Source organism: Azospirillum sp. CT11-132 (assembly GCF_047302835.1).
In the GTDB taxonomy this organism is placed as follows: domain Bacteria; phylum Pseudomonadota; class Alphaproteobacteria; order Azospirillales; family Azospirillaceae; genus Azospirillum.
This window is the reverse complement of sequence record NZ_JBGLZA010000003.1, coordinates 2,693,205-2,718,247: the sequence shown is the minus strand read 5'-3', so window position 1 is coordinate 2,718,247 and position 25,043 is coordinate 2,693,205. Positions and strand designations below refer to the sequence as shown.

The window sequence follows — 25,043 nt, the reverse complement described above, 5'->3', positions numbered from 1 at the left end:
GCCCTATCGCACGCCGCGCAGCCGGTGCAGCACGTCCACCGCCATCCATTCGGCGAGGTTTCCGTCCTCGCCATCCAAAAAGACGGCGACTGAGACGGGGACCGGCCCCGGCGCATGGAAGGCGGCCGGCGTGACCCCCGGACCGCCGCCGGTGTGGCCCCAATAGGGGCCGGCCACCGGATCCAGCTCCACCATCATGCCGAGCCCATAGGCCGGCTCGACCCAGGGCCGCCCGCCCATCGGCCCGCCGACCGGCAGCCCGTCCCGCATCCGCCGCAGCAGCGCGTCCGGCAGATAGTCCCCGGTCAGGCCGTGAATGAGGCGGCACGCATCGGCGGCCGTCATCGCCACCACCCCATGCGACACCCAGCCGGGATGATAGGCATCAATCACCGAAGCCCCGCCGAAGGTCGGGCTCGGGCCGAAGAACAGCCCCGCGAGGTCGGAGCGGTCGCGCAGAAGCGAGGCGCTGGACAGCCCGAGCGGGTCAAAGACCTCGCGCGCCAGCAGCTCCGCCAGCGGGGCGCCGCCCGCCCGCTCCAGCAGCCGGCCGATCAGCAGATAGCCGATGTTGGAATAGGCGAAGCTGCCGACCGGCACCCCCTCCACCCCGCAACGCGCCAGGAACTCGTCGCCGCTCCAGGGCTCCGCGCCGGCGGCGACGGCGGCATGGTAATCGGCCCGGCCGCCATAGTCGGGCAGCCCGGCGCGGTGGGTCAGGATCTGCGCCACGCTGACCGACACCGGCCGCCCGCCCAGTTCCGGCAGCCAGCGCTCCGCCGGCCCGTCGAGATCGACCATGCCATGCGCGGCCAGCCGCAGCACGGCGGCGGCGAGGATGGTCTTGGTCAGGCTGTAGACCAGGGCGCGCCGGTCGGCCGGATCAGCCGCCACCCCGCCGCGCGCGGGCTTCCGCCGCAGCACCAGCGTGCGGACCGGCTCCGCATCGGCCCCGCGGCCACGGACGAAGGCGACGATGGCGGTCCCAGCCGGGGCAGGGCTCGCGCTCTCCTCCCCCAGCAGATCGGTCAGGGCAGCGGCCAGCAAGTCCGGTTCGGTATCCGCACCCGCCATATTATTCTTGTTCTTGTCCATCACTCGCCCACTCCCGCTACCCGTCCCGTTTGTCACCACAGATAAGAAGGCACTCACAAGGCAAAGGAAAATCGGGTCCGCTCCTACTGGGGCGCCCCGCAGGTGGACCGTTAACCACAACTGTCGGCTGTCACCCGCCGCCGACCTGCTGTATCCTTATGAAACCGCCTCCGTGGAGGGCCGCGCCATGCCCGTGATGGACGCCGACCAGCGCCGGAAACTGGAAGATCAGCTGCTTCGCAAGGCGGAGGAAGCGATACGGACCCTGCGCCGGGAGGCGGAGACCGGCGACCCCGCCCGCGTCGATTCGCTGGCGGAAGCAATGGCCGGGCTGCTGAAGACCCGAGAATTCCCCAGCCTGCGCGCCGCCGAGTTCCGCGAGCTGACCCGCGCCGTCCAGCGCGGCGCCTATCAGCGTAGCGTCGATTCGCTGCTGATCCAGGCCGAACGCTGCGGCCATCGCGGCGACGAAAAGGGACGCAACGCGCTGCTGACCCGGGCCAAGGACCATTTCGCCAAGGCCCTGCGCTTCGGCGCCGACGACGAGTTCCGCCACGGTGTCGAGCGGCGCGTGCAGGCGACGCTGATGACCAGCAAGGACGGGGTGGACGACCGCACCAAGCAGGCGGCCAAGCACAAGCTGGACCAGCACGATGTCGGCGCCAAGCCGCCCAACGGCATCGAGCGCCGCCGCGCCATCCGCTACATGGACCCGGTCCTGGCCGTGGAGGCGGAGGGGCGGCGCTGCACGACGATCAACTGGTCGACCCGCGGCCTGCTGGTCGACCTGCCGCCGGAGGAGTTCGCCCACGCCGTCGGCGGCAAGCTGCGGCTGGAGCTGTATTGCCCGGAAATTCCGGAGACCATCGGTCCCGATAAGACCAGCCATCGCGTCGGCGGCCGGCAGATCGCCCATGTGGTGCGCCTCGACCCCGACCGCCGCGCGGTAGCCCTGTCCTTCCCCGACATCAGCACCGTGATGCTGGACCTGATACACGCCATGAAGGAGACCGGCATCAAACCCGAACCGGAGCGCTGACCGCGCCCTCAACCACCGCCCTCAACCGCCGCCCTCAACCGCCAATGAAACGCCCGTTATGGCCGCGACGCAGCGGATGTTCGTCCGGACCGGCGACGGGCAGCAGTCCATTGATGCGCGCGCCCGCCTCTGCCGGCAGGCAGAACAGGTTGATCCCCATGCCAAGCACCTGGATCTCCGTGCCGTTGTCGACCAGCCCATGGCCGAAGATCGGCTCGGACCGGCCGGCGAAGTTGGCGGGATTGTGGAAGGCGGGCAGATACCAATAGCAGGCATAGCCCAGCTCCCCCAGCAGGCGGATCAGGGCCGCCGACTTGTCCGGCCGGTCATTCTCCACATAGAGGACCGGACGGTCGCGGGCGATCAGGCCGCGCGCGCCCTCCAGAACCTCGGCCTCCATGCCCTCGACATCGATCTTGATCAGACGGATACGGCCCGCTCCGTCAGGAGCCAGCCCATCCAACCGATGAACCGGCACCGGCCGGTCGCCGGCCAAGGCGTCAAGCGACAGCGCGCCGTAATTGCCCTCCGCCTCCATCGCCACGCCGGCAAGATGCAACACCCCATCGGCGGCCCCGGCGACGGCCAGCATGCCGTCCGCCCAGTCCAGCCCGTTCAGCGCCAGATTGCCGCACAGCAGCCGATGGTTGGCGTCGATCGGTTCCAGCGCCAGAACCCGGCCGGTGGGGCCGACCAGCCGGGCCAGCGCCACCGTGTGGGCGCCGATGTTGGCGCCGACGTCGATCACCCGGTCGCCGGCCCGGACGCACTGGCGGAACAGCGCGACCTCCTGCTCGAAATACTCGCCGTAATAGTCCAGCGACCGGCCGACGACGCTGTCGGTGCGCCGGTACATCATCAGGCCGTGCCTCGCCCTGACCAGTCCGACCGGCCCCGCTCCGCCCAACAGATCCTCCGCCATCGCTCCCCCCTGCATTGCCCAATGGCTGCATTGCCGGCGGAAGTGTAGCGGAGCCGGTCCTATACGTCACATCACGCCGATCCCGCTGGGCGCCGTCACGGCGTGTTCCTTCAGGATCGCTTCGGAGATGGCCGACACTTCGATCAGCTGAACCTCGTAGCCCCACAGGTTGGCGATGTGGCGCAGCACCGCCTTGGCGTCGCTTTCGTCCAGCAGCACGCCGTTGGTGACGCGGTGCTGCAGGATCAACTTGCGGTCGCCGGCAAGGTCGACGTCGACGATCTGGATGTCCGGTTCCAAATAGCCAAGGTCGTACTGGCGGGCCAGCTTCTTGCGGATGTCGCGGTAACCGCGCTCGTTGTGGATGTGATCGACCAGCAGATAGGGGTCCTCCGCGTCGTCGCGCACGCTGAACAGCTTCAGCTTCCGCATCAGATGCGGGCTGAGATATTGCAGGATGAAGCTCTCGTCGCGGAAATTGGCCCAGGCCTCGCGCACCGCCGCCATGCCGTCGCCCTGGCCGGCGAGGTCGGGGAACCACTGGCGGTCCTCGTCGGTCGGCTTCTCGGCGATGCGGGCGATGTCCTGCATCATCGCGAAGCCGATCGCGTAGGGGTTCAGGCCGGAGAAGCGCTTGTCGTCGAACTCCGGCTGGAACACCACGGACGTGTGCGAGTGCAGGAACTCCAGGAAGGCGCCTTCGCTGATCTGGCCGGTCTCGTGCAGGCGGCTCATGATCTGGTAATGGACGTAGGTGGCGCAGCCCTCGTTCATCACCTTGGTCTGTTTCTGCGGATAGAAATACTGGGAGATGTGGCGGACGATGCGCAGGATCTCGCGCTGCCAATGCTCCAGCCGCGGCGCCTTCTTCTCCAGGAAATAGAGGATGTTCTCCTCAGGCAGTCCCAGCAGCTTCTTGCGTTCCGACACCGACTTGGCCGGGCGCTGGCCGGCGGTCGGCTTCGGCACCGTGCGCCACAGATCGTTGAAGGTCTGGTCCTGATATTCCTGCCGCTCGCGCTCGCGCCGCTGCTCGGTCCGCAGGTCGGAGCGCTTCTTCGGATACTTGTGGACACCCTGGCTCATCAGCGCATGGGCGGCGTCCAGCACCCGCTCCACCGCGGCATGGCCGTAGCGTTCCTCGCAATGGGTGATGTAGGTCTTGGCGAATTCCAGATAGTCCAGGATGCCCTGGGCGTCGGTCCATTGCTGGAACAGCTGGTTGTTCTTGAAGAAATGATTGTGGCCGAAGGCGGCGTGGGCGATCACCAGCGTCTGCATCGTCATGGTGTTCTCTTCCATGATGTAGCTGATGCAGGGGCTGGAGTTGATGACGATCTCGTAGGCCAAGCCGCGATAGCCCTTGCGGTACATCATCTCGTCGCGGGCGAAATGCTTGCCGAAGGACCAGTGCTTGTACATCAGCGGCATGCCGATGGACGAATAGGCGTCGAGCATCTGCTCGGCGGTGATGACCTCGATCTGGTTGGGATAGACGTCGAGGCCCATCTCCTTCAGCGCGATGTGCTCGACAGCGTCGTAGACGCGCTTGATCTTGTCGTAATCCCACTCGACGCCGTCATACAGCAGCGCGTCGGGTCTGGTGATCACAGCGGTCATTCTCGATCTCCCCCTACCTTCCATTCTTGGAAAGGATTCGAAACTCCCCTCTCCTGCCCCGGGAGAGGGAGATTACGCTCCCGCCTTCTCGCGGGCGAACAGCTCGCGGAAGACCGGGAAGATCTCCCGGCGGGAGCGGACGCGGCGCATCGCCAGCGGGCGTTCCGGGCTCTGCACCTGCTTGTAGGTGCGCCACAGTTCCGTCTCGCGGCCCAGCGCCGACAGGCCCATGTTGTGCTCCGCCGCCACCTCGATGTAGGCGAAATACTGGCACATCGGCAGGATCACGTCGCGCAGCAGGGTCGCCGATTTGGCGTTGTCCGACGACATGTTGTCGCCGTCCGACGCCTGGGCGGCGTAGATGTTCCATTCATTGTGCGGGTAGCGCTCCTGCACGACCTTCTGCATCTCCTCCAGCGCGGTGGACACCACGGTGCCGCCGGTCTCGGTGGAGTAGAAGAAGGTTTCCTCGTCGACCTCCTTGGCCTCGTGGGTGTGGCGGATGAAGACGATGTCGACCGACCGGTAGCGCCGCCGCAGGAACAGGTACAGCAGCATGAAGAAGCGCTTGGCCAGATCCTTCATGTGCTCGGTCATCGAACCGGACACGTCCATCAGGCAGAACATCACCGCCTGGGCGATCGGCTTCGGCACCGATTCGAACCGGTTGTAGCGGACGTCGATCGGGTCGATGAAGGGAATGCGCTTGGAGCGCAGGACGATGTGTTCCAACTGTTCGCGCAGCGCCTGGATCTGGTCGGCATCCTCACCGGCCTCCTCGGCCTCGCGCAGCAACTCCTCCAGCTCGCGGATCTCGTCGCGCTTGGGGCGCTTCAGCGCGATGCGGCGCGACAGGCTGTTCCGCATGGTGCGGACAAGATTGAGGTTGGCGGGCGAACCCGACACCGAATAGCCGGCCCGCGTCAGCGTGTGCGATTCGGACTGCTTGACCTTCTGCTTCACCAGATCGGGAAGCTCCAGATCCTCCAGGAAGATGTCGAGGAACTCGTCGCGCGACAGGACGAAGCGGAACTCGTCCTCGCCCTCGCCATCGGCGCTGCCTTCGCTGCCGCGGCCACCACCGCCGCCGTCCGGGCGCTGGATGGTGTCGCCTTCCACATATTCCTTATTGCCGGGCACGACATAGTCGCGCACCCCACCCTGGCTGGCGCGGTGGAAGGACGGTTCGCGCACCCCGCCGGCGGCGATCGTCACCTTCTCGCCGTTCTCGATATCCTGGATGCCCCGCTTGCCGGAGGCGTCGCGGACCGCCTTGACCACCTGTTCCTTGGCACGGCGCAGGAAGCGCTGGCGGTTGGCCAGGCTCTTGCCTTGCGGGTTCAGGCGACGGTCGATGATGTTCATCAAGGGGCTGGCCCTCCCACCCGTTTCGTCACGCGGCCTTCGAACTCTGACAGCATTCTATGACAGTGGGGTCGCCGCGGGGCGTTGCAACACCCCGCCCCGCGGCAATTATGCACCCCGTCAGCGTGCCTGCCTCAGCCCTTCGGCCTCAGCCCGCCTGCTTCACCCGCATGTACCACTCGACCAGCCGGCGGACCTGCCGCTCGGTGTAGCCGCGCGACATCATGCGCGAGACGAACTCGGTGTGCTTCTTCTCGGTCTCGCCGTCCTTCTTCGAGCCGAAGCTGATGACCGGCAGCAGATCCTCGACCTGGCTGAACATCCGCTTCTCGATCACCTCGCGGATCTTCTCGTAGGAGGTCCAGGACGGGTTGCGGCCGGCATTCGCCGCGCGGGCACGCAGGGCGAACTTCACCACCTCGTTGCGGAAGTCCTTCGGGTTGGCGATGCCCGCCGGCTTCTCGATCTTGGTCAGCTCCTGGTTCAGCAGCTCGCGGTTCATCAGCTGGCCGGTGTCGGGATCCTTGAAGTCCTGGTCCTCGATCCAGGCGTCGGCATAGTCCACGTAGCGGTCGAACAGGTTCTGGCCGTAGTCGGAGTAGGATTCCAGATAGGCCTTCTGGATCTCGTTGCCGATGAACTCGGCATAACGCGGAGCGAGTTCGGCCTTGATGAACTCGACGTACTTCTTCTCCGTCTCCTCCGGGAACTGTTCGCGCTTGATCGCCTGTTCCAGCACATACATCAGATGCACCGGATCGGCCGAGATCTCCGTCGAGTCGTAGTTGAAGGTGGAGGCCAGGACCTTGAAGGCGAAGCGGGTGGAGATGCCGCCCATGCCCTCGTCGACGCCGGCCTGATCCTTGTACTCCTGCATCGACTTGGCTTTGGGATCGGTTTCCTTGACGCTTTCGCCGTCATAGACCCGCATCTTGCTGTAGAAGCTGCTGTTCGGATGCTCGCGCAGGCGCGACAGCACCGAGAAGCGGGCCAGCATCTCCAGCGTCGCCGGGGCGCAGGGCGCGGTCGCCAGATCGGAACTGCGGACCAGCTTCTCGTAGATCTTCTGCTCTTCCGCCACCCGCAGGCAGTAGGGGACCTTGATGACGCAGATGCGGTCGATGAAGGCTTCGTTGTTCTTGTTGTTCTTGAAGGTCTGCCACTCCGCCTCGTTGGAGTGGGCCAGGATCACGCCCTGGAAGGGGATGGCGCCGATGTTCTCGGACCCGACATAGTTGCCCTCCTGCGTCGCGGTCAGCAGGGGGTGCAGCATCTTAATCGGGGCCTTGAACATCTCGACGAATTCCAGCATGCCCTGGGTCGCCCGGTTCAGGCCGCCGGAGAAGCTGTAGGCGTCGGGATCGTTCTGGCTGTAGATCTCCAGCTTGCGGATGTCGACCTTGCCGACCAGCGACGAGATGTCCTGGTTGTTCTCGTCGCCCGGCTCGGTCTTGGTTACGCCGATCTGGCGCAGCTTGCTGGGATGCAGCTTCACCACCTTGAAGCGGTTGATGTCGCCGCCGAACTCATCGAGGCGCTTGACCGCCCACGGGCTCATCAACCCGGTCAGGCGACGCTTCGGAATGCCGAAGCGTTCCTCAAGCTCGTCGCCGATCTCGTCCGGGTTGAACAGGCCGAGCGGGCTTTCGAAGATCGGGCTGATCTCCTTGCCGGCCTTCAGGACGTAGATCGGGCATTTCTCGACCAGCGATTTCAGCCGCTCCGCCAGCGACGACTTGCCGCCGCCGACCGGGCCCAGCAGGTAGAGGATCTGCTTGCGCTCTTCCAAGCCCTGCGCGGCGTGCCGGAAGAAGCCGACGATCCGTTCGATCGTCTCTTCCATGCCGTAGAACTCGGAGAAGGCGGGATAGACCTTGATGGTCCGGTTCATGAAGATGCGGCCAAGCCGCGGGTCGCGGGCCGTGTCGACCACCTCCGGTTCGCCGATGGCGGCCAGGATGCGTTCGGAGGCCGAGGCGTAGGACATGGGGTCGTCGCGGCACAGCTGGAGATAGTCCATCAGGGACATCTCGGTCTCGCGGCGGGTCTCGTAATTCTGCGTGTAGCGCGTGAACAGTTCGTCGGCCGGGAACATTCGTCGCTCCGTCTTATCTGGTCCGATGCGCCGGGGCGCCGCCGGTGGCTGCGGCGGCAGGCCGCGGCGCATGCCGCGATCCATGGGGCACTCCAGGGAAGACGCGGACCTCAAGGGGTCCACAGCCTCCCCGCTCAGCGGTAGAAGCCAGCGGTCTGGTGTAAGGAACGGTCCTGTGGAGGCCGGGAGCCGTCCGTCCTGCGACGCGGCAACCCCCGAACGAGTCATTTTTGAATGTAATGCTCCACCTAGAGCTTTCCAGGCACTCAGGCTCCATAGCCGGAAAGCCCGCTGTGGAGCCGGCCTCAGCCATAGGACCTAGGTCCCACGGCCAGTGTGGGTGCGGCGAGCGCACCTGTTCAACCAGCGCGCGTGTTTGCCGCGTGTGCGGAAGGTTCGGCGATTGGAGTGTGACGGCTTTGCAGAGAGACGGCGTGTATCCGGCGGCAGTCGTCGTTGCCCGTCCGGTCGGGGAGAGTTGCCCAGTGCTGGTCGATCCATTGCGGTTCGATCGGGCCCTCTTGATCACGCCATCGGCCTCCTCAAGCAAGCGCGCCGCCTCGACCAAGCACGGCGCAGGGATTTACCGTCGATGCTGAACTCCAAACCTTAACAAAATCTCGCAAGCGACATTGCGGCTGGCCGTATCGTATGGCCGGTGCTCCGCAGCACTTCGCCCCAATACCTCTTTGAGATCATGTTGCGTCCCAATCGTCCCCATCAACAAGGCGGAAATTGGGTGAGGATGCGGCGCCCATGCGGCACGTTGGGGGACTACCGCTGGATTACCGAATTGTTTCAACAACTTGGCAAGCTTGCCACGGGGTGGGAAATTTTAAAGGAGGGGTCCGTGCTTGGCCGGCCGCCGCCGTGGGGGCGACAATCACAGGCGGTGGACGAGACTTTCGGCCAAGGCCCGCTCAGGCCGGAAGGCTGGTCCCCAGCCCCATGGCCAGCACCTCGCGCAGGCTGGCGGGGGTGACCGGCTTGGCCAGCACCGCGTCGGCGCCGCCGTCACGCGCCTGGGCCTCGCGGTCGCTGTCGACGCGCCCGCTCATCAACACCACCGGCAGGGCATGCCGGTAAGGCTCGCTGCCGGCGCGGAGCGCGCGGACGAAGCCGAAGCCGTCCATCGGCTGCATTTCCACGTCGCACAGCACCAGATCGGGAGAATGGGCGGCGACCGCGGCGAGGCCCGACTCGCCGTCGGCGGCCTGATGGACCGCCTTGACGCCCAGCGTGCCCAGCATCTTCGCCAACACCATGCGGGTGAAGGACTCGTCCTCGACAACCAGGACCGATAGGGCGCCGAACGGCGTCTCCGTCTGGCCTGCCTCAGTGTCTTCAACCGACCGGTCAGCCACCACGCCCGCCCTTTCGCTTGAGCCACCCCCGGCGGACTGGCGCCGGGGATCATTTCGTGTCTGAACCTGTGTACGATGGCAACCAGGGTCGTGCAAGATGTCCAAAAATATGAGGGTGCGGAGTGCCCTGGATGAGCGGTTGCGCCGGTCCTCCGGCCCCGCTTAGATGGGACGCATGAGCTTCCTCGATCACATCCGCGCGTGCAACGCGCACGACCTGTCCGGCTTCCGCCCCTTCGAGCTGGACGGCCACACCGTGGGCTGGGTGCGCCATGCCCTGGCCGACGCGCTGCCCGGCGTCGATCCCGGCTTCGTCGCCACCGCCGACCGGCTGACCATCGCGCCCGAGATCCGGGACTTCGAAGCGCGCTCCACCCTGCTCGACCATGCCGCCGCCTATCTGGTGGAGCAGGGCACGGTCAAGGCGTTGCGCGGGGAATATTACCCCATCCTGCCGCGCTGGGGGGCGGAGCCGCTGGCCCGGCTGGACCGCGCCGCGGTCGGCGCCTTTGGCATCGAGGCCTATGGCCTGCACATCAACGGCTACGTCCGCGATGAGGCTGGCGGCCTTCTGCTGTGGGTCGGCCGCCGCGCCCGCGACCGCGAGGTGGCGCCGGGCCAGTTCGACAACCTGATCGCCGGCGGCCAGCCCATCGGCCTGACGCTGGCCGAGAATCTTGAAAAGGAGGCGGCGGAGGAGGCCGGGCTCGACGCCGAGACCGCGCGCCGCGCCGTGCCGGTCGGCGCCATCAGTTACACCATGGAGACGCCGGCCGGGCTGAAGCGCGACCGCCTGTTCGTCTACGACCTGGAGCTTCCGCCCGGCGTCACCCCGGTCAACACCGACGGCGAGGTGGAGACCTTCGAACTCTGGCCGCTGGACAGGGTGGCCGACTCGGTGCGAGGCACCGGCGACTGGAAGTTCAACGTCAACCTCGTGGTGACCGATTTCCTGGTCCGCCACGGCTGGCTGACCCCGGAAAACGACCCCGACTATCTGGAGATCGCCTGCGGCCTGCGCCGGTAGATCCCCTCTCCCCCCCGGGGAGAGGGTTAGGGTGAGGGGGTCGCGCTGCGTGGCTTCGTTCGACGCGCAACTCCGTAGCTTCTTACCGAATCCACCCTGTGCATCCCCCTCACCCCGACCCTCTCCCCGGGGGGGGAGAGGGGGATTTCCAAACAAAAAGGCCCCGCCCTCTTGCGAGAGCGGGGCCTTTTTTGTTTCCGGCCGCGGGCGCGCCCGGTGCCCTTACCCTGAGCGTTGCTCGCCCTGGGCCTTACTGCGGCAGCGGCTGCGGGCTGTCGGCCAGCGAGCGCAGGTAGGCGATGACGGCGGCGCGGTCGTCGTCCTTCTTCAGACCGGCGAAGGTCATCTTGGTGCCCGGGGCATAAGCCTTCGGGTCGTAGAGGAACTTGTTCAGCTCGTCATAGGTCCAGGTGCCGCCGGTCTTGACCAGGGCATCGGAGTAACCGAAGCCCTGCATGTGGCCCTTCGGACCGCCGACGATGCCGTACAGGTTCGGGCCGACCTTGGCCGAACCGCCCTTATCGAAGCTGTGGCAGGCGGCACAGGCCTTGGCGACCTTCTGGCCGGCCTCCGGGCTGGCGGCGGCGAGCAGCGGCGCGATCGGCGCCGGACCGGTGGGAGCGGCACCCTTGTCGGCGGGCGCGCTTGCCCCCTCGGGCGTCGCGATGACATAGACGCTCTGTTCGAGCGGCTTCGAATGAACCAGCACCTTGGACGCGAATCCGGCCAGCATCGCGATCAGCCCGGCCAGCAGCACGGCGCCGAAAACCTTGTTCCACTCCATGCTCATTGAGAGCCCCTTTTTTCCCTATTTCAGTACACTCGGCGTTTCTCCCGCCCGCGGCCGAACGCGCCGCGGTTACCATAGCCCGCGGTCCGAAGCTTGTCATAGCCCAGCGGACCGCGAAAAAAGGTCGCATACAAATTTGTCGCAGTCACCAACCACTTAATTTCCTTGCGCATTACGCTGCACTGCAAAACGTCCTCCATTCGGGTCGTACCGGCACTTGACGCCGCACCGGCGTCCATGTTTCACCCGCGCCAATGCCGTCTGGCCCGCTCTGGCGGACCTCATCCCCTTTGCACCGGAGCTTCCGCGCCATGCCGACCGCCTCCAGCCCCACCCGTCCCGTCAACCCGATCGTGGTGATCCCGGCGCGCATGGCCTCCACCCGGCTGCCCGGCAAGCCGCTCGCCGACATCCTGGGCGCGCCGATGATCGTCCATGTGCTGCGCCGCGCCATGGAGGCCGCCATCGGCCCGGTGGTGGTCGCCTGCGCCGAGCCGGAGATCGCCCGCGCCGTCGAGGCCGCCGGCGGCACCGCCGTGCTGACGCGCCCCGACCATCCCTCGGGCTCCGACCGCATCTTCGAGGCGCTGCAGCTGATCGACCCGGAGGGGCGGCACGACGCGGTGGTCAATGTGCAGGGCGACCTGCCGACCATCGAGCCGGAGAGCGTCCGCGCCGCCTTCGCTCCGCTGGCCGACCCGGAGGTCGACATCGCCACGCTGGTCGTCGAGATCACGCGGGAGGAGGAAATCGGCGACCCCAACGTGGTCAAGGCGGTGCTGGAGCTGCCCCCCGGTGCCCGTCAGGGCCGCGCGCTCTATTTCACCCGCGCCATCGCGCCGACCGGCGACGGTCCGCTCTATCACCACATCGGCCTCTACGCCTATCGCCGGGCGGCACTGGAGCGTTTCGTGTCGCTGCCGCCCTCGGTGCTGGAGCAGCGCGAGCGGCTGGAGCAGTTGCGCGCCCTGTCCAACGGCATGCGCATCGACGCGGCGGTCGTTGACGCGGTTCCGTTGGGTGTCGATACTCCCGCCGACCTGGAGCGCGCCTGCGCCCTCCTGTCCGCCCGCAAGGGCGGCTGAAATCTGATGCTGTCCGGCCGCAAGGCCGGCTGAAACCTTACCGACCCGCCTTTCCAAGATCCGCCGGGGGAATTTTGTCCATGCCCAACTCCAACATCATCGCCTTCCAGGGCTTCCCCGGCGCCTATTCCGATCTGGCCTGCCGCAACGCGCGGCCGACCATGACGACGATGCCCTGCGCCACCTTCGAGGACGCCTTTTCGGCGGTGCGCGAGGGCCGCGCCTCTCTGGCGATGATTCCGGTGGAGAACTCCATCGCCGGCCGCGTCGCCGACAACCATTACCTGCTGCCCGAAGGCGGCCTGCACATCATCGGCGAGCATTTCCAGCGGGTGAACCACCAGCTGCTGGCGCCGAAGGGCGCCACGCTGGACAGCATCCAGACCGTGCGCAGCCACATCCAGGCGCTGTCCCAGTGCCAGACCGCCATCCGCGAGCTGGGCCTGCAGGCGATCAACCATGCCGACACGGCGGGGGCGGCGAAAGAGATCGCGGCGATGAACGACCCGCGCCATGCCGCCATCGCCTCCTCGCTGGCGGCGGAGATCTACGGCCTCGACATCCTGAAGAGCGGGATCGAGGATGCCGCCCACAACACCACCCGCTTCCTGATCCTGGCGCGCGAACCCAAGCTGCCGGCGCTGGGCTCCTGCAAGACGATCACCACCTTCGTCTTCCGCGTCCGCAGCGTGCCGGCCGCTCTGTACAAGGCGCTGGGCGGCTTCGCCACCAACGGCGTCAACATGACCAAGCTGGAAAGCTACATGGTCGGCGGCCACTTCACCCAGACGCAGTTCTACGCCGACGTGGAGGGCCATCCGGACGAGCGCCTGCTGCGCCTCGCCCTGGAGGAGCTGGATTTCTTCGCCCGCGAGGTGAAGATCCTCGGCGTCTATCCGGCCAACCCCTTCCGCTATCAGGAGAGCCAGCGCGTCGGCGAGGACTGAGTCTCTCCCGCAACGCCGCAAGTCTTTTCGCTGTTGCCGCAAGTCGCGCGTCATTCCGCCGCAGTGATGCGACTTAGCCGCGGCCGCGTTCGGCAGGTGCTGGGCATGATTAGCGAAAGTTGTTATACAATAAAGACCGGCAAGGACCGGACTCATAAGCCTACGAATACAACAAGACACCACGGCGGCTGACGGGTGAAACCCCGCCGACGGCCATGGCGCCACGGATGGAGGTTGCCATGCTCACGATGGACGATTGCCTCGGGTTGGCGAATCTGGAGGCGGAGGAGGTGGCTCAGATCGCCGCCCACGAACATCTCCCCTTCATGACCGCCCTGGAAAAGGGTGCCTCGCTTCTGGTTGAACCCTGGGGCGACGCCGCCGTCCGCCAGATGGTGTGGGACAACCTGTGCAGCACCCACCGCCGCCATCCGGCCGAAGCGGCCTCGCTGATGACGCTCTACAACGACACCTGCACCCGCCACCCCAACCCCTTCGACCGCCGCCATTCCCCGGTGCGCGCGGTGGGGCCGCAGCGGCGGCATTGAGGGGGACACCGGCCTTGAGACGAATGATGGAACCGCGACCATTCGGCCGTTGAGCGGACGGACGGCACCGATCATCTTATAGTCTGTTCTCATGGAAAGGGACCGGAGCGGCGCCTCATGACCGCGATGCAGAGCGAAGTCTATGAGGCGTTCCGGTCCATCGACGTGCCGGAGGACAAAGCCGTGAAAGCAGCCGCAGCCCTCAGCAAACGGGATGACGATGTCGGGACGCTGAAGTCCGACATGAACCTGATGAAGTGGATGCTCGGCTTCGTCCTTGCCTTTCAGATCGGCATCTTCGTCAAGCTGTTCATCCACTGACCCTCTTCACCCTTCCGCCATCCATTCGCGGATCAGGCGGTGGGCGATCGAGTCGGGGCGGGCGAGGCGGAAGGTCTCGTCCGGGGTGTGTGTGCGCAGGAAGTCGCGGTCGAACCAGCGGGCGCTTTCCAGTTCGTCGTTGCCGGTGTCGATGTCGAAGCTGGTGGCCCGCGCCATGAAGCCCAGCATCAGCGAGGACGGGAAGGGCCAGGGCTGCGACGACCGGTATTGGATGTCGGTCACCGTCAGCCCGACCTCCTCGAACACCTCGCGGGCGACGGTGTCCTCCAGGCTTTCGCCCGGCTCCAGGAAGCCGGCCAGCACCGAATGCATGCCCGGCGGGAAACGGCTCTGGCGGCCCAGCACGATCCGGTCGCCGCCGTCATGGACCAGCATGATGACGGCCGGGTCGGTGCGCGGGAAATGGTGGGTGGCGCAGTCGGGGTTGGTGCAGAGGCGCACATGCCCGCCCTCCGCCGACGCGGCCGGGGAGCCGCAGACTCCGCAGAAGCGGTGGCGGGCGTTCCACCACACCATGCCGCGGGCATAGGCGCACAGCGCCGCCTCCCCTTCCGGCATCAGCGGCCCGGTGGCGCGCAGATCCTCGAACCGACCGTGGCCCCGCAAGGCCGGCAGCCCGTCCGGCTCCTCGACCATCGACAGGTCGACGGTGAAGAGCGGGGTGCCATCCTCCATCAGCCCGAGGAAGATCGGCACCGCATCCAGCCCTTCCGCCGGCAGCAGGACGGCGCGCGGCGCATCCTGGGGTCCGGCGACGAAGCTCTTGGTCTGCCAGATCGGCAGGACACGGGACGCGGGGGCGAGCCAGGCCTCCGTCAGCCACTCCTCGTCCTTGCGGCGGAGGGAGGCGCGGTCGACCGGCGCGGCGGCGTAGATGTTGGGTCGGTTCATCATGGCCGGTCGAGGCTGCCACAAGCCGTGCCGGGCGAAAAGCCCTCGCGGTGGCGTAGCTGTCCTGCGACGGCACGAACCGACCCCCACCGAAGCCTGAAGCCTGGACAGGGCGCTTTCGGGTTTCCGGGGCGGGCGGGCACCGGTAGGATGCGGCAACCAGTCTGACAGATTCAAGGAGCGACCATGACCGAACCCTGCCCCGCCCCGATGGTGGCGCTCGCCCAGCGGTTGGCCGACTCCAGCGGCAGCGTCGTCCGCCGCTATTTCCGCACCCCCGTCACCATCGACGACAAGGCCGACGCCTCGCCGGTCACCATCGCCGACCGCGAGGCGGAGCATGTCATCCGCACCATCATCGAAAGCCAGCGCCCAGACGACGGAATCTATGGCGAGGAGCACGGCACAAAGAACCTGGATGCCGAATGGGTGTGGGTGATCGACCCCATCGACGGCACCAAGTCCTTCATCACCGGCCGGCCGATCTTCGGCACGCTGATCGCCCTGCTGCACCATGGCCGCCCGGTTCTGGGCATCATCGACCAGCCGATCGTCGGCGACCGCTGGATCGGCGTGGAGGGCCGGCCGACCACCCACAACGGCCAGACGGTGCGCGTCCGCCCCTGCCCCGGCGGGCTGCCTGCCGCGATGTTCGGCACCACCTCGCCCGACCTGTTCCCCGGCAGCGATTACGAGGCCTACCGCCGTGTCGCCGCCAAGGTGAAGACCGCGGCCTATGGCGGCGACTGCTACACCTACGGCCTGCTGGCGTCCGGCTATTACGACCTCGTCGTCGAGTCGGGGCTGAAGCTCTACGATTTCGCGGCGCTGGTGCCGGTGGTGACCGGGGCCGGCGGTCTGATGACGGATTGGGAGGGCAAGCCGCTCGACGCCAACTCCAGCGGCCGGGTGATCGCCGCCGGCGACCCGCAGACCCACCAGGACGCCATGAAGGCGCTGGCCGGCTGAGGACACGGAGATGACCGCCCCGACGATGACCACCATCGAGCCGCCCGCGCGTTCCGTCTTCGAAACGTCCCCTGAAAAGCTGAGGCCCTTTCTGGAAAGCCTGGCGGCGCGGGTATCGGGCGGGTCGAACTGGATGGTGCGCAAGAAGACCGTCTGCGACCTGCTGCTGGGGCTGGACGCCTTCTTCGCCCTGCCGGCGGCCGAACGCAACGCACTGATGGCCGATGACACCTCCTCCGGTACTCCCACCGACGCGGAGGGCGGGCCGGAGGATTTCCGCAAGGTGCTGCCGCTCTATGTCGGCGCCATCCTGGAAGGACTTAAGGAAACGGCCGTTGCGTCTCCGGAACAGGCGACCATCTACCTGCTGTCCATCCATCCGGAGCATCAGGCGGCGGCGGAAGCCTGGATGCTGGCCGACCCGCGCAACGGGAAGTCGGTGCGCAAACTGATGCGGGACGACCGCCGCTATCGCCAGTTGATGGACCGCATGGCCGACCACTGGCGACGCTCGCAAAGCCGCTGAACCTGAACCGGAATTGCGCTTGACCGGGGCGCGGGCGTGGCAATCTAACCAGAACGTCCGCTCCCCCAAACAGGACCGCCGATGCGCCGCCTTCTCGCCGTTGCCGCCACGATCCTGACCCTTGCCGCGCCGGCCGCCCTCACGCCTGCCTGGGCGGGAACCGTGACCGTCACCGCGCTGAAGCAGTTCGGCGAGCCGCAATTCAAGCCCGGCTTCACCCATTTCCCCCACGTCAATCCCGACGCGCCCAAGGGCGGGTCGATCGGGCTGGCCGAATCGCAGCCGGGCACCTACGACAGCCTGAACACGCTGATCCTGCGCGGGGTGCGGCCGCGGACGCTGGGGCTGATCTCCGACACGCTGATGGTCGGGTCCGGCTGGGAACTGGACGCCGCCTACGCCCATCTGGCGGAAAGCGTCGAGGTGCCGGACGATTACGGCTGGGCGATCTTCTCGCTGCGCCAGGGTGCCCATTGGCACGACGGCACGCCGATCACCAGCGCCGACGCGGTCTTCACCTGGGATGCGATCCAGGCCCACGGTGCGCCCTTCATCAAGTCCTTCCTCGACCACATCGCCAAGGTGGAGGCGCTGGACGACCGCCGCTTCAAGATCACCCTGACCGGCACGGGGGAGATCAAGCCGATCATCGACTTCGCCGTCACCTTCGCGCCGCAGCCCAAGCATTGGTGGACCGCCAATGGCCGCGACATCTCCAAGACGACGCTGGAGCCGGTGCTGGGCAGCGGCCCCTACCGGATCAAGACCGTCGATCCCGGCCGCTCGATCACCTACGAGCGGGTCGCCGACTGGTGGGCGAAGGATCTGCCGACCGCCCGCGGCTTCTACAATTTCGACACGGTGAAGGACGACTTCTACCGCGACGACGACGTGATGTTCGAGGCGTTCAAGGCCGGCGCCTACGACTTCCGCGGCGAATACCGGGCGCAGCGCTGGACCACCGGCTACGACTTCCCCGCCGTCAAGGACGGCCGGGTGAAGACGCTTGAAGTCCCGAGCGAACTGCCGCTCGGCGCCCAGGGTTTCCGCCTGAACACCCGGCGCGCCAAGTTCGCCGATCCGCAGGTGCGCGAGGCGCTGACCCTGCTGTTCGACTTCGACTGGATCCAGAAGAACATTCTGTACGGCCAGTACAAGCGCACGCTCAGCAACTTCTCCAACTCCGACTTCGGGGCGAAGGGACCGCCCGGCCCGGCGGAACTGGCGCTGCTGGACCCCTACAAGGCGCAGCTGTCGGAGCGGGTGCTGACCCAGCCCTTCACCCTGCCCACCACGGACGGCAGCGGCAACAACCGCGCCCAGGTGCGCGAGGCGACGCGCCTGTTCAAGGCGGCCGGCTGGGAGGTCCGCAACGGCAAGCTGACCAATGCGAAGACCGGCGAGGTGATGGCGATCGAGTTTCTCGACGGTACCGGAGCGCTGACCCGCGTCATCCAGCCCTATGTCGAGACGCTGCGCCGCGTCGGCATCGACGCGTCCTTGCGCCTCGTCGACACCGCCCAGTATCAGGCGCGGCTGGACGAATTCGATTTCGACGCGATCATCGTCAATCTCAGCTTCTTCACCCCGCCGGGCACCGAACTGCGCGGCTATTTCGGGTCCGCCGCCGCCGGCACCAAGGGCTCGGCCAATTATTCCGGCATCCACGACCCGGTGGCCGACGCGCTGATCGAAAAGGCGCTGGCCGCCAAGGATCTGGACAGCGTCCAGGCGGCGACCCGTGCGCTCGACCGCGTTCTGCTGTGGGGCTTCTACATGGTGCCGCAATGGTACAACCCGGAAAGCTGGATCGCCCACAAGGTGTGGCTGGCCCATCCCGCGGTCTGGCCGAAATACGACCAGGACTATCGCAGCACCAATTTCCCGGCGACTTGGTGGGTCGATCCGGCTAGCAAGGCGGCGCAGCCTTGATGACGCCCTATTGCCGGGCTAACTCCATCAGGCTGAACGCTTTTCGAGAAAACAAGCGAGGGAGGGGATCGGGCATGACGGGTCGGATGCGGTGGCTGGGCACCGGTATGACAGCGGCGATGGCAGGGCTTCTGCTGCTGGCGACCCCGGTCCTCGCGCAGGGCCAGGACCAAAGCCGGGGCAGCCACGCCCTGGCGCTGCACGGCAAGCCGAAATACGGACCGGATTTCCAGCATCTCGACTACGTCAATCCCGACGCGCCGAAGGGCGGCGAGGTCAAGCTGATGGCCTTCGGCGGCTTCGACAACCTCAACCCCTTCATCCTGCGCGGACAGGCCGCCGCCGGCTCCGGGCTGGCGTTCCAGACCTTGACCACCAGCAACGGCGACGAGGCGATCACCGAATACGGCCTGCTGGCCGAAAGCATCGAGGTCGCGCCGGACCACACCTGGGTCGCCTTCACCCTGCGGCCGGAGGCCCGCTTCCAGGACGGCAAGCCGGTCACGGCGAACGACGTGATCTGGAGCTTCGACACGCTGCGGGAGAAGGGCCATCCGCTCTACCGGACCTACTATGCCGACGTGACGAAGGCGGAGAAGACCGGCGAGCGCACGGTCAAATTCTCGTTCCGGGATGGCAACAACCCTGAGCTGCCGGTCATCATGGGCCAGCTGCCGGTGCTGCCCAAGCACGCCTTCGCCAACCGCGACTTCGCCACCACGACGCTGGAGCCGCTGGTTGGCAGCGGTCCCTACAAGGTGGTGGACGTGCAGCCCGGCCGTTCCATCACCTACGAGCGGGTGAAGGACTGGTGGGCGAAGGATCTGCCGATCAACCGCGGCCGCTACAATTTCGACCGCATCCGCTATGACTATTACCGCGACCTCGACGTGGCGTTCGAGGCGTTCAAGGCCGGCGCCTATGATTTCCGGCTGGAGAACTCGTCCAAGAACTGGACCACCGGCTACAATGTCCCGGCGGTGCAGAACGGCCAGATCGTCAAGGAGGAGATCAAGCATCAGGACCCGCAGGGCATGCAGGCCTTCGTGTTCAACATCCGCCGGCCGATCTTCGAGGACCGCCGGGTGCGCGAGGCGCTGAATTACCTGTTCGACTATGAATGGACGCGGGCCAACCTGTCCTACGGCCTCTACCAGCGCACCAAGAGCTATTTCGCCAATACCGAGCTGGCATCCACCGGCCTGCCCTCCCCCGCCGAGCTGAAGCTGCTGGAACCCTTCCGCGGCCAGATCCCGGACGAGGTGTTCACAAAGCCCTATGAGCCGCCGAAGACCGACGCCAGCGGCAACATCCGCGGCAACCTGCGCACGGCGCTGGGCCTGCTGAAGGAAGCCGGCTGGGAGCTGAAGAACGGCAAGCTGGTCAACGCCCAGGGCCAGCCCTTCCGCTTCGAGATCCTGCTGGTCCAGGCCGACATGGAGCGCATCGTCCAGCCCTTCGTCCGCAATCTGGAGCGCGCCGGCATCGAGGCGCAAATCCGCGTGGTCGACAGCGCGCAGTACCAGAACCGCACCGATAATTTCGATTACGATATGATCATCGAGCGGTTCGCACAGTCGTTGTCGCCCGGCAACGAACAGCGCGACTACTGGGAATCCTCGCGCGCCGACCAGCCGGGCAGCCGCAACGCCATCGGCATCAAGAACCCGGTGGTCGACAAGCTGGTGGAGACGCTGATCGCCGCCCCCGACCGCGAGTCGCTGATCGCCGCCACCCGGGCGCTGGACCGCGTGCTGCTGTGGAACTGGTACGTCATCCCGCACTGGCACGACACGGTGTACCGCGTCGCCTACTGGAACCGTTTCTCCCATCCGACGGTTGCCCCCAAATACGGCCTGGGCTTCCAGGACACGTGGTGGGTCGATCCGGAAAAGAACGCCAAGCTGGCCAACAGCGCACGCCGCACGGAACCCTGAGCCGCCTGAGACGTACAATGCTCTGACACGTAGAACGGTCTGGTCTAAGCTGTCGTTTCCTTTGAGGATTGGGGAGGGTCGGGACACCCGCGATGCTGGCATACATCATCCGCCGCCTGTTGCTGATCATCCCCACTCTGTTCGGGATTATGGTGATCAATTTCCTGATCGTGCAGATCGCCCCCGGCGGCCCGATCGAGCAGATGATCGCCCGCGTCCAGGGCACGGCGGTCGAGGCGACCTCGCGCATCGGCGGTTCGGCCGGCGGCGACGCCAACACCGCCCAGCGCCAGACCCAGGCCGGCGGCGACAGCGGCAGCAAGTACCGCGGCGCCCAGGGGCTGGATCCCGCCTTCATCAAGCAGCTGGAGAAGGAGTTCGGCTTCGACAAGCCGCTGCACGAACGCTTCATCCACATGATGTCGAACTACATCCGCTTCGATTTCGGCACCAGCTACTTCCGCGACCGCCGGGTGGTCGATCTGGTGATCGAAAAGATGCCGGTGTCGATCTCGCTCGGCATCTGGACGACGCTGATCGTCTATCTGGTCTCCATCCCGCTCGGCATCGCCAAGGCGGTGCGCGACGGCCAGCCCTTCGACGTCTGGACCTCCGGCGTCGTCATCGTCGGCTATGCGATTCCCAGCTTCCTGTTCGCCGTGCTGCTGATCGTGCTGTTCGCCGGCGGGCGTTATTTCGACTGGTTCCCCTTGCGCGGGCTGGTGTCGGACAATTGGGGCGATCTGCCCTGGTACAAGCAGGTTCTGGATTACTTCTGGCACATGGCGCTGCCGGTGCTGTCGATGGTGATTGGCGGCTTCGCCGGCCTGACGATGCTGACGAAGAACTCCTTCATGGAGGAGATCGGCAAGCAGTACGTCATCACCGCCCGCGCCAAGGGCCTGACGGAAAACCGCGTGCTGTACGGCCATGTCTTCCGCAACGCCATGCTGATCGTCATCGCCGGCTTCCCCGGCGCCTTCATCGGCATCCTGTTCACCGGCGCGTTGCTGATCGAGGTGATCTTCTCGCTCGACGGGCTGGGGCTGCTGGGCTTCGAGGCGGCGATCAACCGCGACTATCCGGTGATGTTCGGCACGCTGTACTTCTTCACGCTGCTGGGGCTGATCATGAATCTGGTCGGCGACATCACCTATGTCATGGTCGATCCCCGCATCGACTTCGAATCGCGGAGGGTGTGATGACTCCGCTGACCCGGCGCCGGCTGGCCAATTTCAAGGCGAACCGCCGCGGTTTCTGGTCCTTCTGGATCTTCCTGGTGCTGTTCTTCGTCTCGCTGGGGGCGGAGTTCATCGCCAACGACAAGCCGTTGGTGATCGAGTACGAGAATCACTACTACTGGCCCGTCTTCAACGCCTACCCCGAGACCACCTTCGGCGGCGAGTTCGAGACGGAGACCGACTACCGCGACCCCTATGTCCGCGACCTGATCAATTCCAAGGGCTGGATGGTCTGGCCGCTGATCCCCTACAGCTACCGCACCATCAACTACAACCTGCCGGTTCCCGCCCCGGCACCGCCGTCCGCCGACAACTGGCTGGGCACCGACGACCAGGGGCGCGACGTGGTGGCGCGGCTGATCTACGGCTTCCGCATCTCGGTGCTGTTCGGTCTGGTGCTGACCGCCTTTTCGTCGGTCATCGGCGTGGCGGCCGGTGCGGTGCAGGGGTACTTCGGCGGGCTGACCGACCTGCTGTTCCAGCGCTTCATCGAGATCTGGCAGGGTCTGCCCACCCTGTTCCTCCTCATCATCCTGGCCAGTGTGGTGACGCCCACCTTCTGGTGGCTGTTGGGCCTGCTGCTGCTGTTCTCGTGGACCGCGCTGGTCCATGTGGTGCGGGCGGAGTTCCTGCGGGCGCGCAACCTGGATTACGTGCGCGCGGCCAAGGCGCTGGGGGCGGGGGACGTCACCATCATGGTGCGCCATGTGCTGCCCAACGCGATGGTGGCGACGCTGACCTTCATGCCCTTCATCCTGAACGGCTCGATCACCACCCTGACCGCGCTGGACTTTCTCGGCTTCGGCCTGCCGCCCGGCTCGCCGTCGCTGGGCGAGCTGCTGGCCCAGGGCAAGGCCAACCTGCAGGCACCGTGGCTCGGCCTGACCGCCTTCTTCGTGCTGGCGATCATGCTGAGCCTGCTGATCTTCATCGGCGAGGCGGTGCGCGACGCCTTCGACCCGCGCAAGACCATCGCCCAGATGTCCACCGCGCTGCCCGGCGAGGCCAGCGCGGCGACGGCTGCCCGCAAGGAGGCGGCGGAGTGATGGGGTGTACCGACCACGACCGCCAGTCCCCTCTCCCCCCCGCTCACGCGCAAACTTTGTTTGCGCTGACGCGACAGGCGGACCTCCGGTCCGCCGAAAGCGGGGAGAGGGTTAGGGTGAGGGGGACGCACTGCGTGACTTCGCAAGAAGCGCAAAGTCTCTCATCACCCCATGACTCCACGCGGTGCTCCCCCCTCACCCCGACCCTCTCCCCGGGGGGGAGAGGGGGATTTTGCGGACGTTCGCCGACATGACCATCATGCCCCCCAACCCCGACCTGCTGTCCGTGCGGGGCCTGCGTGTCGATTTCCGCTCGGGTGCCGGCGCGACGCAGGCTGTGAAGGGCGTGTCCTTCGACATCCAGAAGGGCGAGACGCTGGCGCTCGTCGGCGAATCGGGCTCCGGCAAGTCGGTCACGGCGCTGTCGATCCTGCAGCTGCTGCCCTACCCGATGGCGCACCACCCCGCCGGCTCGATCCGCTTCCGCGACACCGAACTGCTGGGCGCCGACGAGCGCACCCTGCGGCAGGTGCGCGGCAACCGCATCGCCATGATCTTTCAGGAGCCGATGACCTCGCTGAACCCGCTGCACAGCATCGAGCGGCAGATCAACGAGACCCTGTTCCTGCACAAGCGCCTGTCGACCAGCGCCGCCCGCGCCCGCACCCTGGAACTGCTGCGCCTCGTCGGCCTGCCCGACCCGGAAAAGCGGCTGACCGCCTACCCGCACGAGTTGTCGGGCGGCCAGCGTCAGCGTGTGATGATCGCCATGGCGCTGGCCAACGAGCCCGACCTGCTGATCGCCGACGAACCGACCACGGCGCTCGACGTCACCATCCAGGCTCAGATCCTGGCGCTGCTGAAGGATCTGCAGAGCCGCTTCGGCATGGCGCTGCTGCTGATCACCCACGATCTCGGCGTGGTGCGCAAGATGGCCGACCGCGTCTGCGTGATGAACCAGGGCGAGATCGTCGAGCAGGCCAAGGTCGACGACCTGTTCATCCGCCCGCGCCATGCCTACACCCAGAAGCTGCTGTCGGCCGAGCCGCGCGGCAACCCGCTGAACCCGCCCGACGACGCGGCCGAGGTGATGGCCGCCGACCGGCTGAAGGTCTATTTCCCGATCAAGAAGGGGCTGCTGCGCCGCACCGTCGGCCATATCAAGGCGGTGGACGGCGTCGACGTCGCGGTGCGCCGGGGCCATACCGTTGGAGTCGTCGGCGAATCGGGATCGGGCAAGACGACGCTGGGCCTCGCCCTGCTGCGTCTGCACGCCAGCGAGGGCGCCATCCGCTTCGACGGCACCGACATCCAGGGCTGGCAGCCGAAGCGCCTGCGCGGCCTGCGGCGGGAGATGCAGATCGTCTTCCAAGACCCCTACGGCAGCCTGTCGCCCCGCCTGTCGGTCGGCCAGATCATCGGCGAGGGGCTGGGCATCCACGGCATCGGCGATGCCAAGGAACGCGAGGCGATGGTAGCCCGCGCCCTGGAGGAGGTCGGCCTGCCGCCCGAAGCCCGCAACCGCTACCCGCACGAGTTCTCCGGCGGCCAGCGCCAGCGAATCGCCATCGCCCGCGCCCTGGTGCTGAAGCCGAAATTCGTCGTGCTGGACGAGCCGACCTCGGCGCTCGACATGTCGGTCCAGGCGCAGATCGTCGATCTGCTGCGCGACATCCAGGCCCGCCACAACCTCGCCTACCTGTTCATCAGCCACGACCTGCGGGTGGTGCGGGCACTGTCCAGCCACGTCATGGTGATGAAGGACGGCAAGGTGGTCGAACAGGGTCCGACCCAGCGCATCTTCGAGGACCCGCGCGAGGAGTACACCCGCGCCCTGCTCGCCGCCGCCCTGAACCTGGAGGCGGTGGAGTCGCCGGCGGTGCGGACGTAGGGTGCGAGCGATCCCCTAGGCGCAGGAAGTGCGGGCAAGATTGACACGGATGTCACGAATGAAGACACGGATGTCACGAATGAAGACACGGATGTCACGGATGTTCTTGAGCTTGCCGAGTTGGACGCCCAATGAACGAAGAGAGCGCTCGACCAAGCTCAATATTCAGATGGTCATGATGATGCTCGCCCAAGCAGGCTGACGGCATTCCAAACGGCGTCCGTGACATCCGTGCTTACATCCGTGACATCCGTGTCAATCTTGTTTCCCACGGCCGCAACCTTCCGCCGTGGGACAACCCGCCACTCCGGCAAAGGCTTTATCCCGGACCACTCCGCGGGTAGGGTACCGCTCCCCTCGCACTGACTGAC

21 protein-coding genes are annotated in these 25,043 nt (G+C 66.4%); 13 read left to right on the top strand and 8 right to left on the bottom strand.

Going from position 1 to position 25,043, the window contains the following annotated elements; genetic code table 11:
* Window positions 1-3 precede the first annotated feature (3 nt).
* Window positions 4-1,095: a serine hydrolase domain-containing protein gene (locus ACCD06_RS18800; protein WP_413342434.1), complete on the bottom strand. Its 1,092-nt coding sequence runs from the start codon at window positions 1,093-1,095 to the stop codon at window positions 4-6.
* A gap of 187 nt (window positions 1,096-1,282) precedes the next feature.
* On the opposite strand from ACCD06_RS18800, the gene ACCD06_RS18795 reads away from it, so the two are divergent.
* The gene (locus tag ACCD06_RS18795; protein WP_109156936.1) at window positions 1,283-2,134 is read left to right on the top strand and encodes a hypothetical protein; all 852 of its coding nucleotides are present in this window, start codon (window positions 1,283-1,285) and stop codon (window positions 2,132-2,134) included.
* A 34-nt stretch (window positions 2,135-2,168) separates the two neighbouring features.
* Here the strand turns inward: ACCD06_RS18795 and ACCD06_RS18790 are convergent, their stop codons facing one another.
* From ACCD06_RS18790 to ACCD06_RS18770, 5 genes are all read right to left on the bottom strand, one after another.
* On the bottom strand, window positions 2,169-3,056 hold the full coding sequence (locus ACCD06_RS18790) for an FkbM family methyltransferase (RefSeq protein ID WP_413342432.1): 888 nt from the start codon (window positions 3,054-3,056) through the stop codon (window positions 2,169-2,171).
* A 66-nt stretch (window positions 3,057-3,122) separates the two neighbouring features.
* Window positions 3,123-4,676: a SpoVR family protein gene (locus ACCD06_RS18785; RefSeq protein WP_109156938.1), complete on the bottom strand. Its 1,554-nt coding sequence runs from the start codon at window positions 4,674-4,676 to the stop codon at window positions 3,123-3,125.
* Window positions 4,677-4,748: 72 nt separating this feature from the next.
* Window positions 4,749-6,041 (bottom strand): YeaH/YhbH family protein, encoded by a 1,293-nt coding sequence (locus tag ACCD06_RS18780; protein WP_109151665.1) that lies wholly within the window; start codon window positions 6,039-6,041, stop codon window positions 4,749-4,751.
* Window positions 6,042-6,189: 148 nt separating this feature from the next.
* The gene (locus tag ACCD06_RS18775) at window positions 6,190-8,136 is read right to left on the bottom strand and encodes a PrkA family serine protein kinase (RefSeq protein WP_085087846.1); all 1,947 of its coding nucleotides are present in this window, start codon (window positions 8,134-8,136) and stop codon (window positions 6,190-6,192) included.
* 920 nt (window positions 8,137-9,056) lie between these two features.
* Window positions 9,057-9,500, bottom strand: coding sequence for a response regulator (locus ACCD06_RS18770; RefSeq protein ID WP_413342429.1), 444 nt, complete (start codon window positions 9,498-9,500; stop codon window positions 9,057-9,059).
* 175 nt (window positions 9,501-9,675) lie between these two features.
* Between ACCD06_RS18770 and ACCD06_RS18765 the strand changes: the two genes are divergently transcribed.
* Window positions 9,676-10,527, top strand: coding sequence for a DUF4743 domain-containing protein (locus ACCD06_RS18765; RefSeq protein WP_413342427.1), 852 nt, complete (start codon window positions 9,676-9,678; stop codon window positions 10,525-10,527).
* A gap of 250 nt (window positions 10,528-10,777) precedes the next feature.
* Here ACCD06_RS18765 and ACCD06_RS18760 read toward each other — a convergent pair whose 3' ends face one another.
* Window positions 10,778-11,317 (bottom strand): c-type cytochrome, encoded by a 540-nt coding sequence (locus tag ACCD06_RS18760; protein WP_109156940.1) that lies wholly within the window; start codon window positions 11,315-11,317, stop codon window positions 10,778-10,780.
* 311 nt (window positions 11,318-11,628) lie between these two features.
* Between ACCD06_RS18760 and ACCD06_RS18755 the strand changes: the two genes are divergently transcribed.
* The 4 genes from ACCD06_RS18755 to ACCD06_RS18740 all read left to right on the top strand — a co-directional run bounded on the left by ACCD06_RS18755 (window position 11,629) and on the right by ACCD06_RS18740 (window position 14,218).
* The gene (locus ACCD06_RS18755) at window positions 11,629-12,402 is read left to right on the top strand and encodes a 3-deoxy-manno-octulosonate cytidylyltransferase (RefSeq protein WP_413342424.1); all 774 of its coding nucleotides are present in this window, start codon (window positions 11,629-11,631) and stop codon (window positions 12,400-12,402) included.
* Between the two features lie 80 nt (window positions 12,403-12,482).
* Window positions 12,483-13,349: a prephenate dehydratase gene (locus ACCD06_RS18750; protein ID WP_136705089.1), complete on the top strand. Its 867-nt coding sequence runs from the start codon at window positions 12,483-12,485 to the stop codon at window positions 13,347-13,349.
* A 239-nt stretch (window positions 13,350-13,588) separates the two neighbouring features.
* A complete protein-coding gene (locus tag ACCD06_RS18745) occupies window positions 13,589-13,897 on the top strand; it encodes a hypothetical protein (protein ID WP_413342422.1) in 309 nt (102 codons plus the stop codon).
* A gap of 117 nt (window positions 13,898-14,014) precedes the next feature.
* Window positions 14,015-14,218, top strand: a complete 204-nt coding sequence (locus tag ACCD06_RS18740) for a hypothetical protein (protein WP_413342420.1) — start codon at window positions 14,015-14,017, stop codon at window positions 14,216-14,218.
* Window positions 14,219-14,224: 6 nt separating this feature from the next.
* Here ACCD06_RS18740 and nudC read toward each other — a convergent pair whose 3' ends face one another.
* Window positions 14,225-15,133, bottom strand: coding sequence for an NAD(+) diphosphatase (gene nudC, locus ACCD06_RS18735; RefSeq protein WP_109156944.1), 909 nt, complete (start codon window positions 15,131-15,133; stop codon window positions 14,225-14,227).
* Window positions 15,134-15,316: 183 nt separating this feature from the next.
* Between nudC and hisN the strand changes: the two genes are divergently transcribed.
* From hisN to ACCD06_RS18700, 7 genes are all read left to right on the top strand, one after another.
* Window positions 15,317-16,099 (top strand): histidinol-phosphatase, encoded by a 783-nt coding sequence (gene hisN, locus ACCD06_RS18730; protein WP_413342418.1) that lies wholly within the window; start codon window positions 15,317-15,319, stop codon window positions 16,097-16,099.
* Window positions 16,100-16,109: 10 nt separating this feature from the next.
* A complete protein-coding gene (locus ACCD06_RS18725; RefSeq protein WP_413342416.1) occupies window positions 16,110-16,625 on the top strand; it encodes a hypothetical protein in 516 nt (171 codons plus the stop codon).
* Between the two features lie 81 nt (window positions 16,626-16,706).
* On the top strand, window positions 16,707-18,557 hold the full coding sequence (locus ACCD06_RS18720; protein WP_413342414.1) for an extracellular solute-binding protein: 1,851 nt from the start codon (window positions 16,707-16,709) through the stop codon (window positions 18,555-18,557).
* A gap of 74 nt (window positions 18,558-18,631) precedes the next feature.
* Window positions 18,632-20,494: an extracellular solute-binding protein gene (locus tag ACCD06_RS18715; RefSeq protein WP_413342412.1), complete on the top strand. Its 1,863-nt coding sequence runs from the start codon at window positions 18,632-18,634 to the stop codon at window positions 20,492-20,494.
* A 92-nt stretch (window positions 20,495-20,586) separates the two neighbouring features.
* Window positions 20,587-21,696 carry a microcin C ABC transporter permease YejB gene (locus ACCD06_RS18710; RefSeq protein ID WP_413342410.1) on the top strand — a complete coding sequence of 370 codons (1,110 nt, stop codon included), beginning with the start codon at window positions 20,587-20,589 and terminating at the stop codon, window positions 21,694-21,696.
* Complete coding sequence (locus ACCD06_RS18705; protein WP_413342408.1) at window positions 21,696-22,781, top strand: ABC transporter permease; 1,086 nt, start codon at window positions 21,696-21,698, stop codon at window positions 22,779-22,781. The genes ACCD06_RS18710 and ACCD06_RS18705 overlap by 1 nt, the downstream gene beginning before the upstream one ends.
* A gap of 250 nt (window positions 22,782-23,031) precedes the next feature.
* Window positions 23,032-24,672: an ABC transporter ATP-binding protein gene (locus ACCD06_RS18700; protein WP_413342406.1), complete on the top strand. Its 1,641-nt coding sequence runs from the start codon at window positions 23,032-23,034 to the stop codon at window positions 24,670-24,672.
* Window positions 24,673-25,043 lie beyond the last annotated feature (371 nt).

Bases quoted from the DNA above. Each gene is read 5' to 3' on its own strand.
- ACCD06_RS18800 (WP_413342434.1), bottom strand. From the start codon at position 1,095: ATGGACAAGAACAAGAATAATATGGCGGGTGCGGATACCGAACCGGAC.
- ACCD06_RS18795 (WP_109156936.1), top strand. From the start codon at position 1,283: ATGCCCGTGATGGACGCCGACCAGCGCCGGAAACTGGAAGATCAGCTG.
- ACCD06_RS18790 (WP_413342432.1), bottom strand. From the start codon at position 3,056: ATGGCGGAGGATCTGTTGGGCGGAGCGGGGCCGGTCGGACTGGTCAGG.
- ACCD06_RS18785 (WP_109156938.1), bottom strand. From the start codon at position 4,676: ATGACCGCTGTGATCACCAGACCCGACGCGCTGCTGTATGACGGCGTC.
- ACCD06_RS18780 (WP_109151665.1), bottom strand. From the start codon at position 6,041: ATGAACATCATCGACCGTCGCCTGAACCCGCAAGGCAAGAGCCTGGCC.
- ACCD06_RS18775 (WP_085087846.1), bottom strand. From the start codon at position 8,136: ATGTTCCCGGCCGACGAACTGTTCACGCGCTACACGCAGAATTACGAG.
- ACCD06_RS18765 (WP_413342427.1), top strand. From the start codon at position 9,676: ATGAGCTTCCTCGATCACATCCGCGCGTGCAACGCGCACGACCTGTCC.
- ACCD06_RS18760 (WP_109156940.1), bottom strand. From the start codon at position 11,317: ATGAGCATGGAGTGGAACAAGGTTTTCGGCGCCGTGCTGCTGGCCGGG.
- ACCD06_RS18755 (WP_413342424.1), top strand. From the start codon at position 11,629: ATGCCGACCGCCTCCAGCCCCACCCGTCCCGTCAACCCGATCGTGGTG.
- ACCD06_RS18750 (WP_136705089.1), top strand. From the start codon at position 12,483: ATGCCCAACTCCAACATCATCGCCTTCCAGGGCTTCCCCGGCGCCTAT.
- ACCD06_RS18745 (WP_413342422.1), top strand. From the start codon at position 13,589: ATGCTCACGATGGACGATTGCCTCGGGTTGGCGAATCTGGAGGCGGAG.
- ACCD06_RS18740 (WP_413342420.1), top strand. From the start codon at position 14,015: ATGACCGCGATGCAGAGCGAAGTCTATGAGGCGTTCCGGTCCATCGAC.
- nudC (WP_109156944.1), bottom strand. From the start codon at position 15,133: ATGATGAACCGACCCAACATCTACGCCGCCGCGCCGGTCGACCGCGCC.
- hisN (WP_413342418.1), top strand. From the start codon at position 15,317: ATGACCGAACCCTGCCCCGCCCCGATGGTGGCGCTCGCCCAGCGGTTG.
- ACCD06_RS18725 (WP_413342416.1), top strand. From the start codon at position 16,110: ATGACCGCCCCGACGATGACCACCATCGAGCCGCCCGCGCGTTCCGTC.
- ACCD06_RS18720 (WP_413342414.1), top strand. From the start codon at position 16,707: ATGCGCCGCCTTCTCGCCGTTGCCGCCACGATCCTGACCCTTGCCGCG.
- ACCD06_RS18715 (WP_413342412.1), top strand. From the start codon at position 18,632: ATGACGGGTCGGATGCGGTGGCTGGGCACCGGTATGACAGCGGCGATG.
- ACCD06_RS18710 (WP_413342410.1), top strand. From the start codon at position 20,587: ATGCTGGCATACATCATCCGCCGCCTGTTGCTGATCATCCCCACTCTG.
- ACCD06_RS18705 (WP_413342408.1), top strand. From the start codon at position 21,696: ATGACTCCGCTGACCCGGCGCCGGCTGGCCAATTTCAAGGCGAACCGC.
- ACCD06_RS18700 (WP_413342406.1), top strand. From the start codon at position 23,032: ATGACCATCATGCCCCCCAACCCCGACCTGCTGTCCGTGCGGGGCCTG.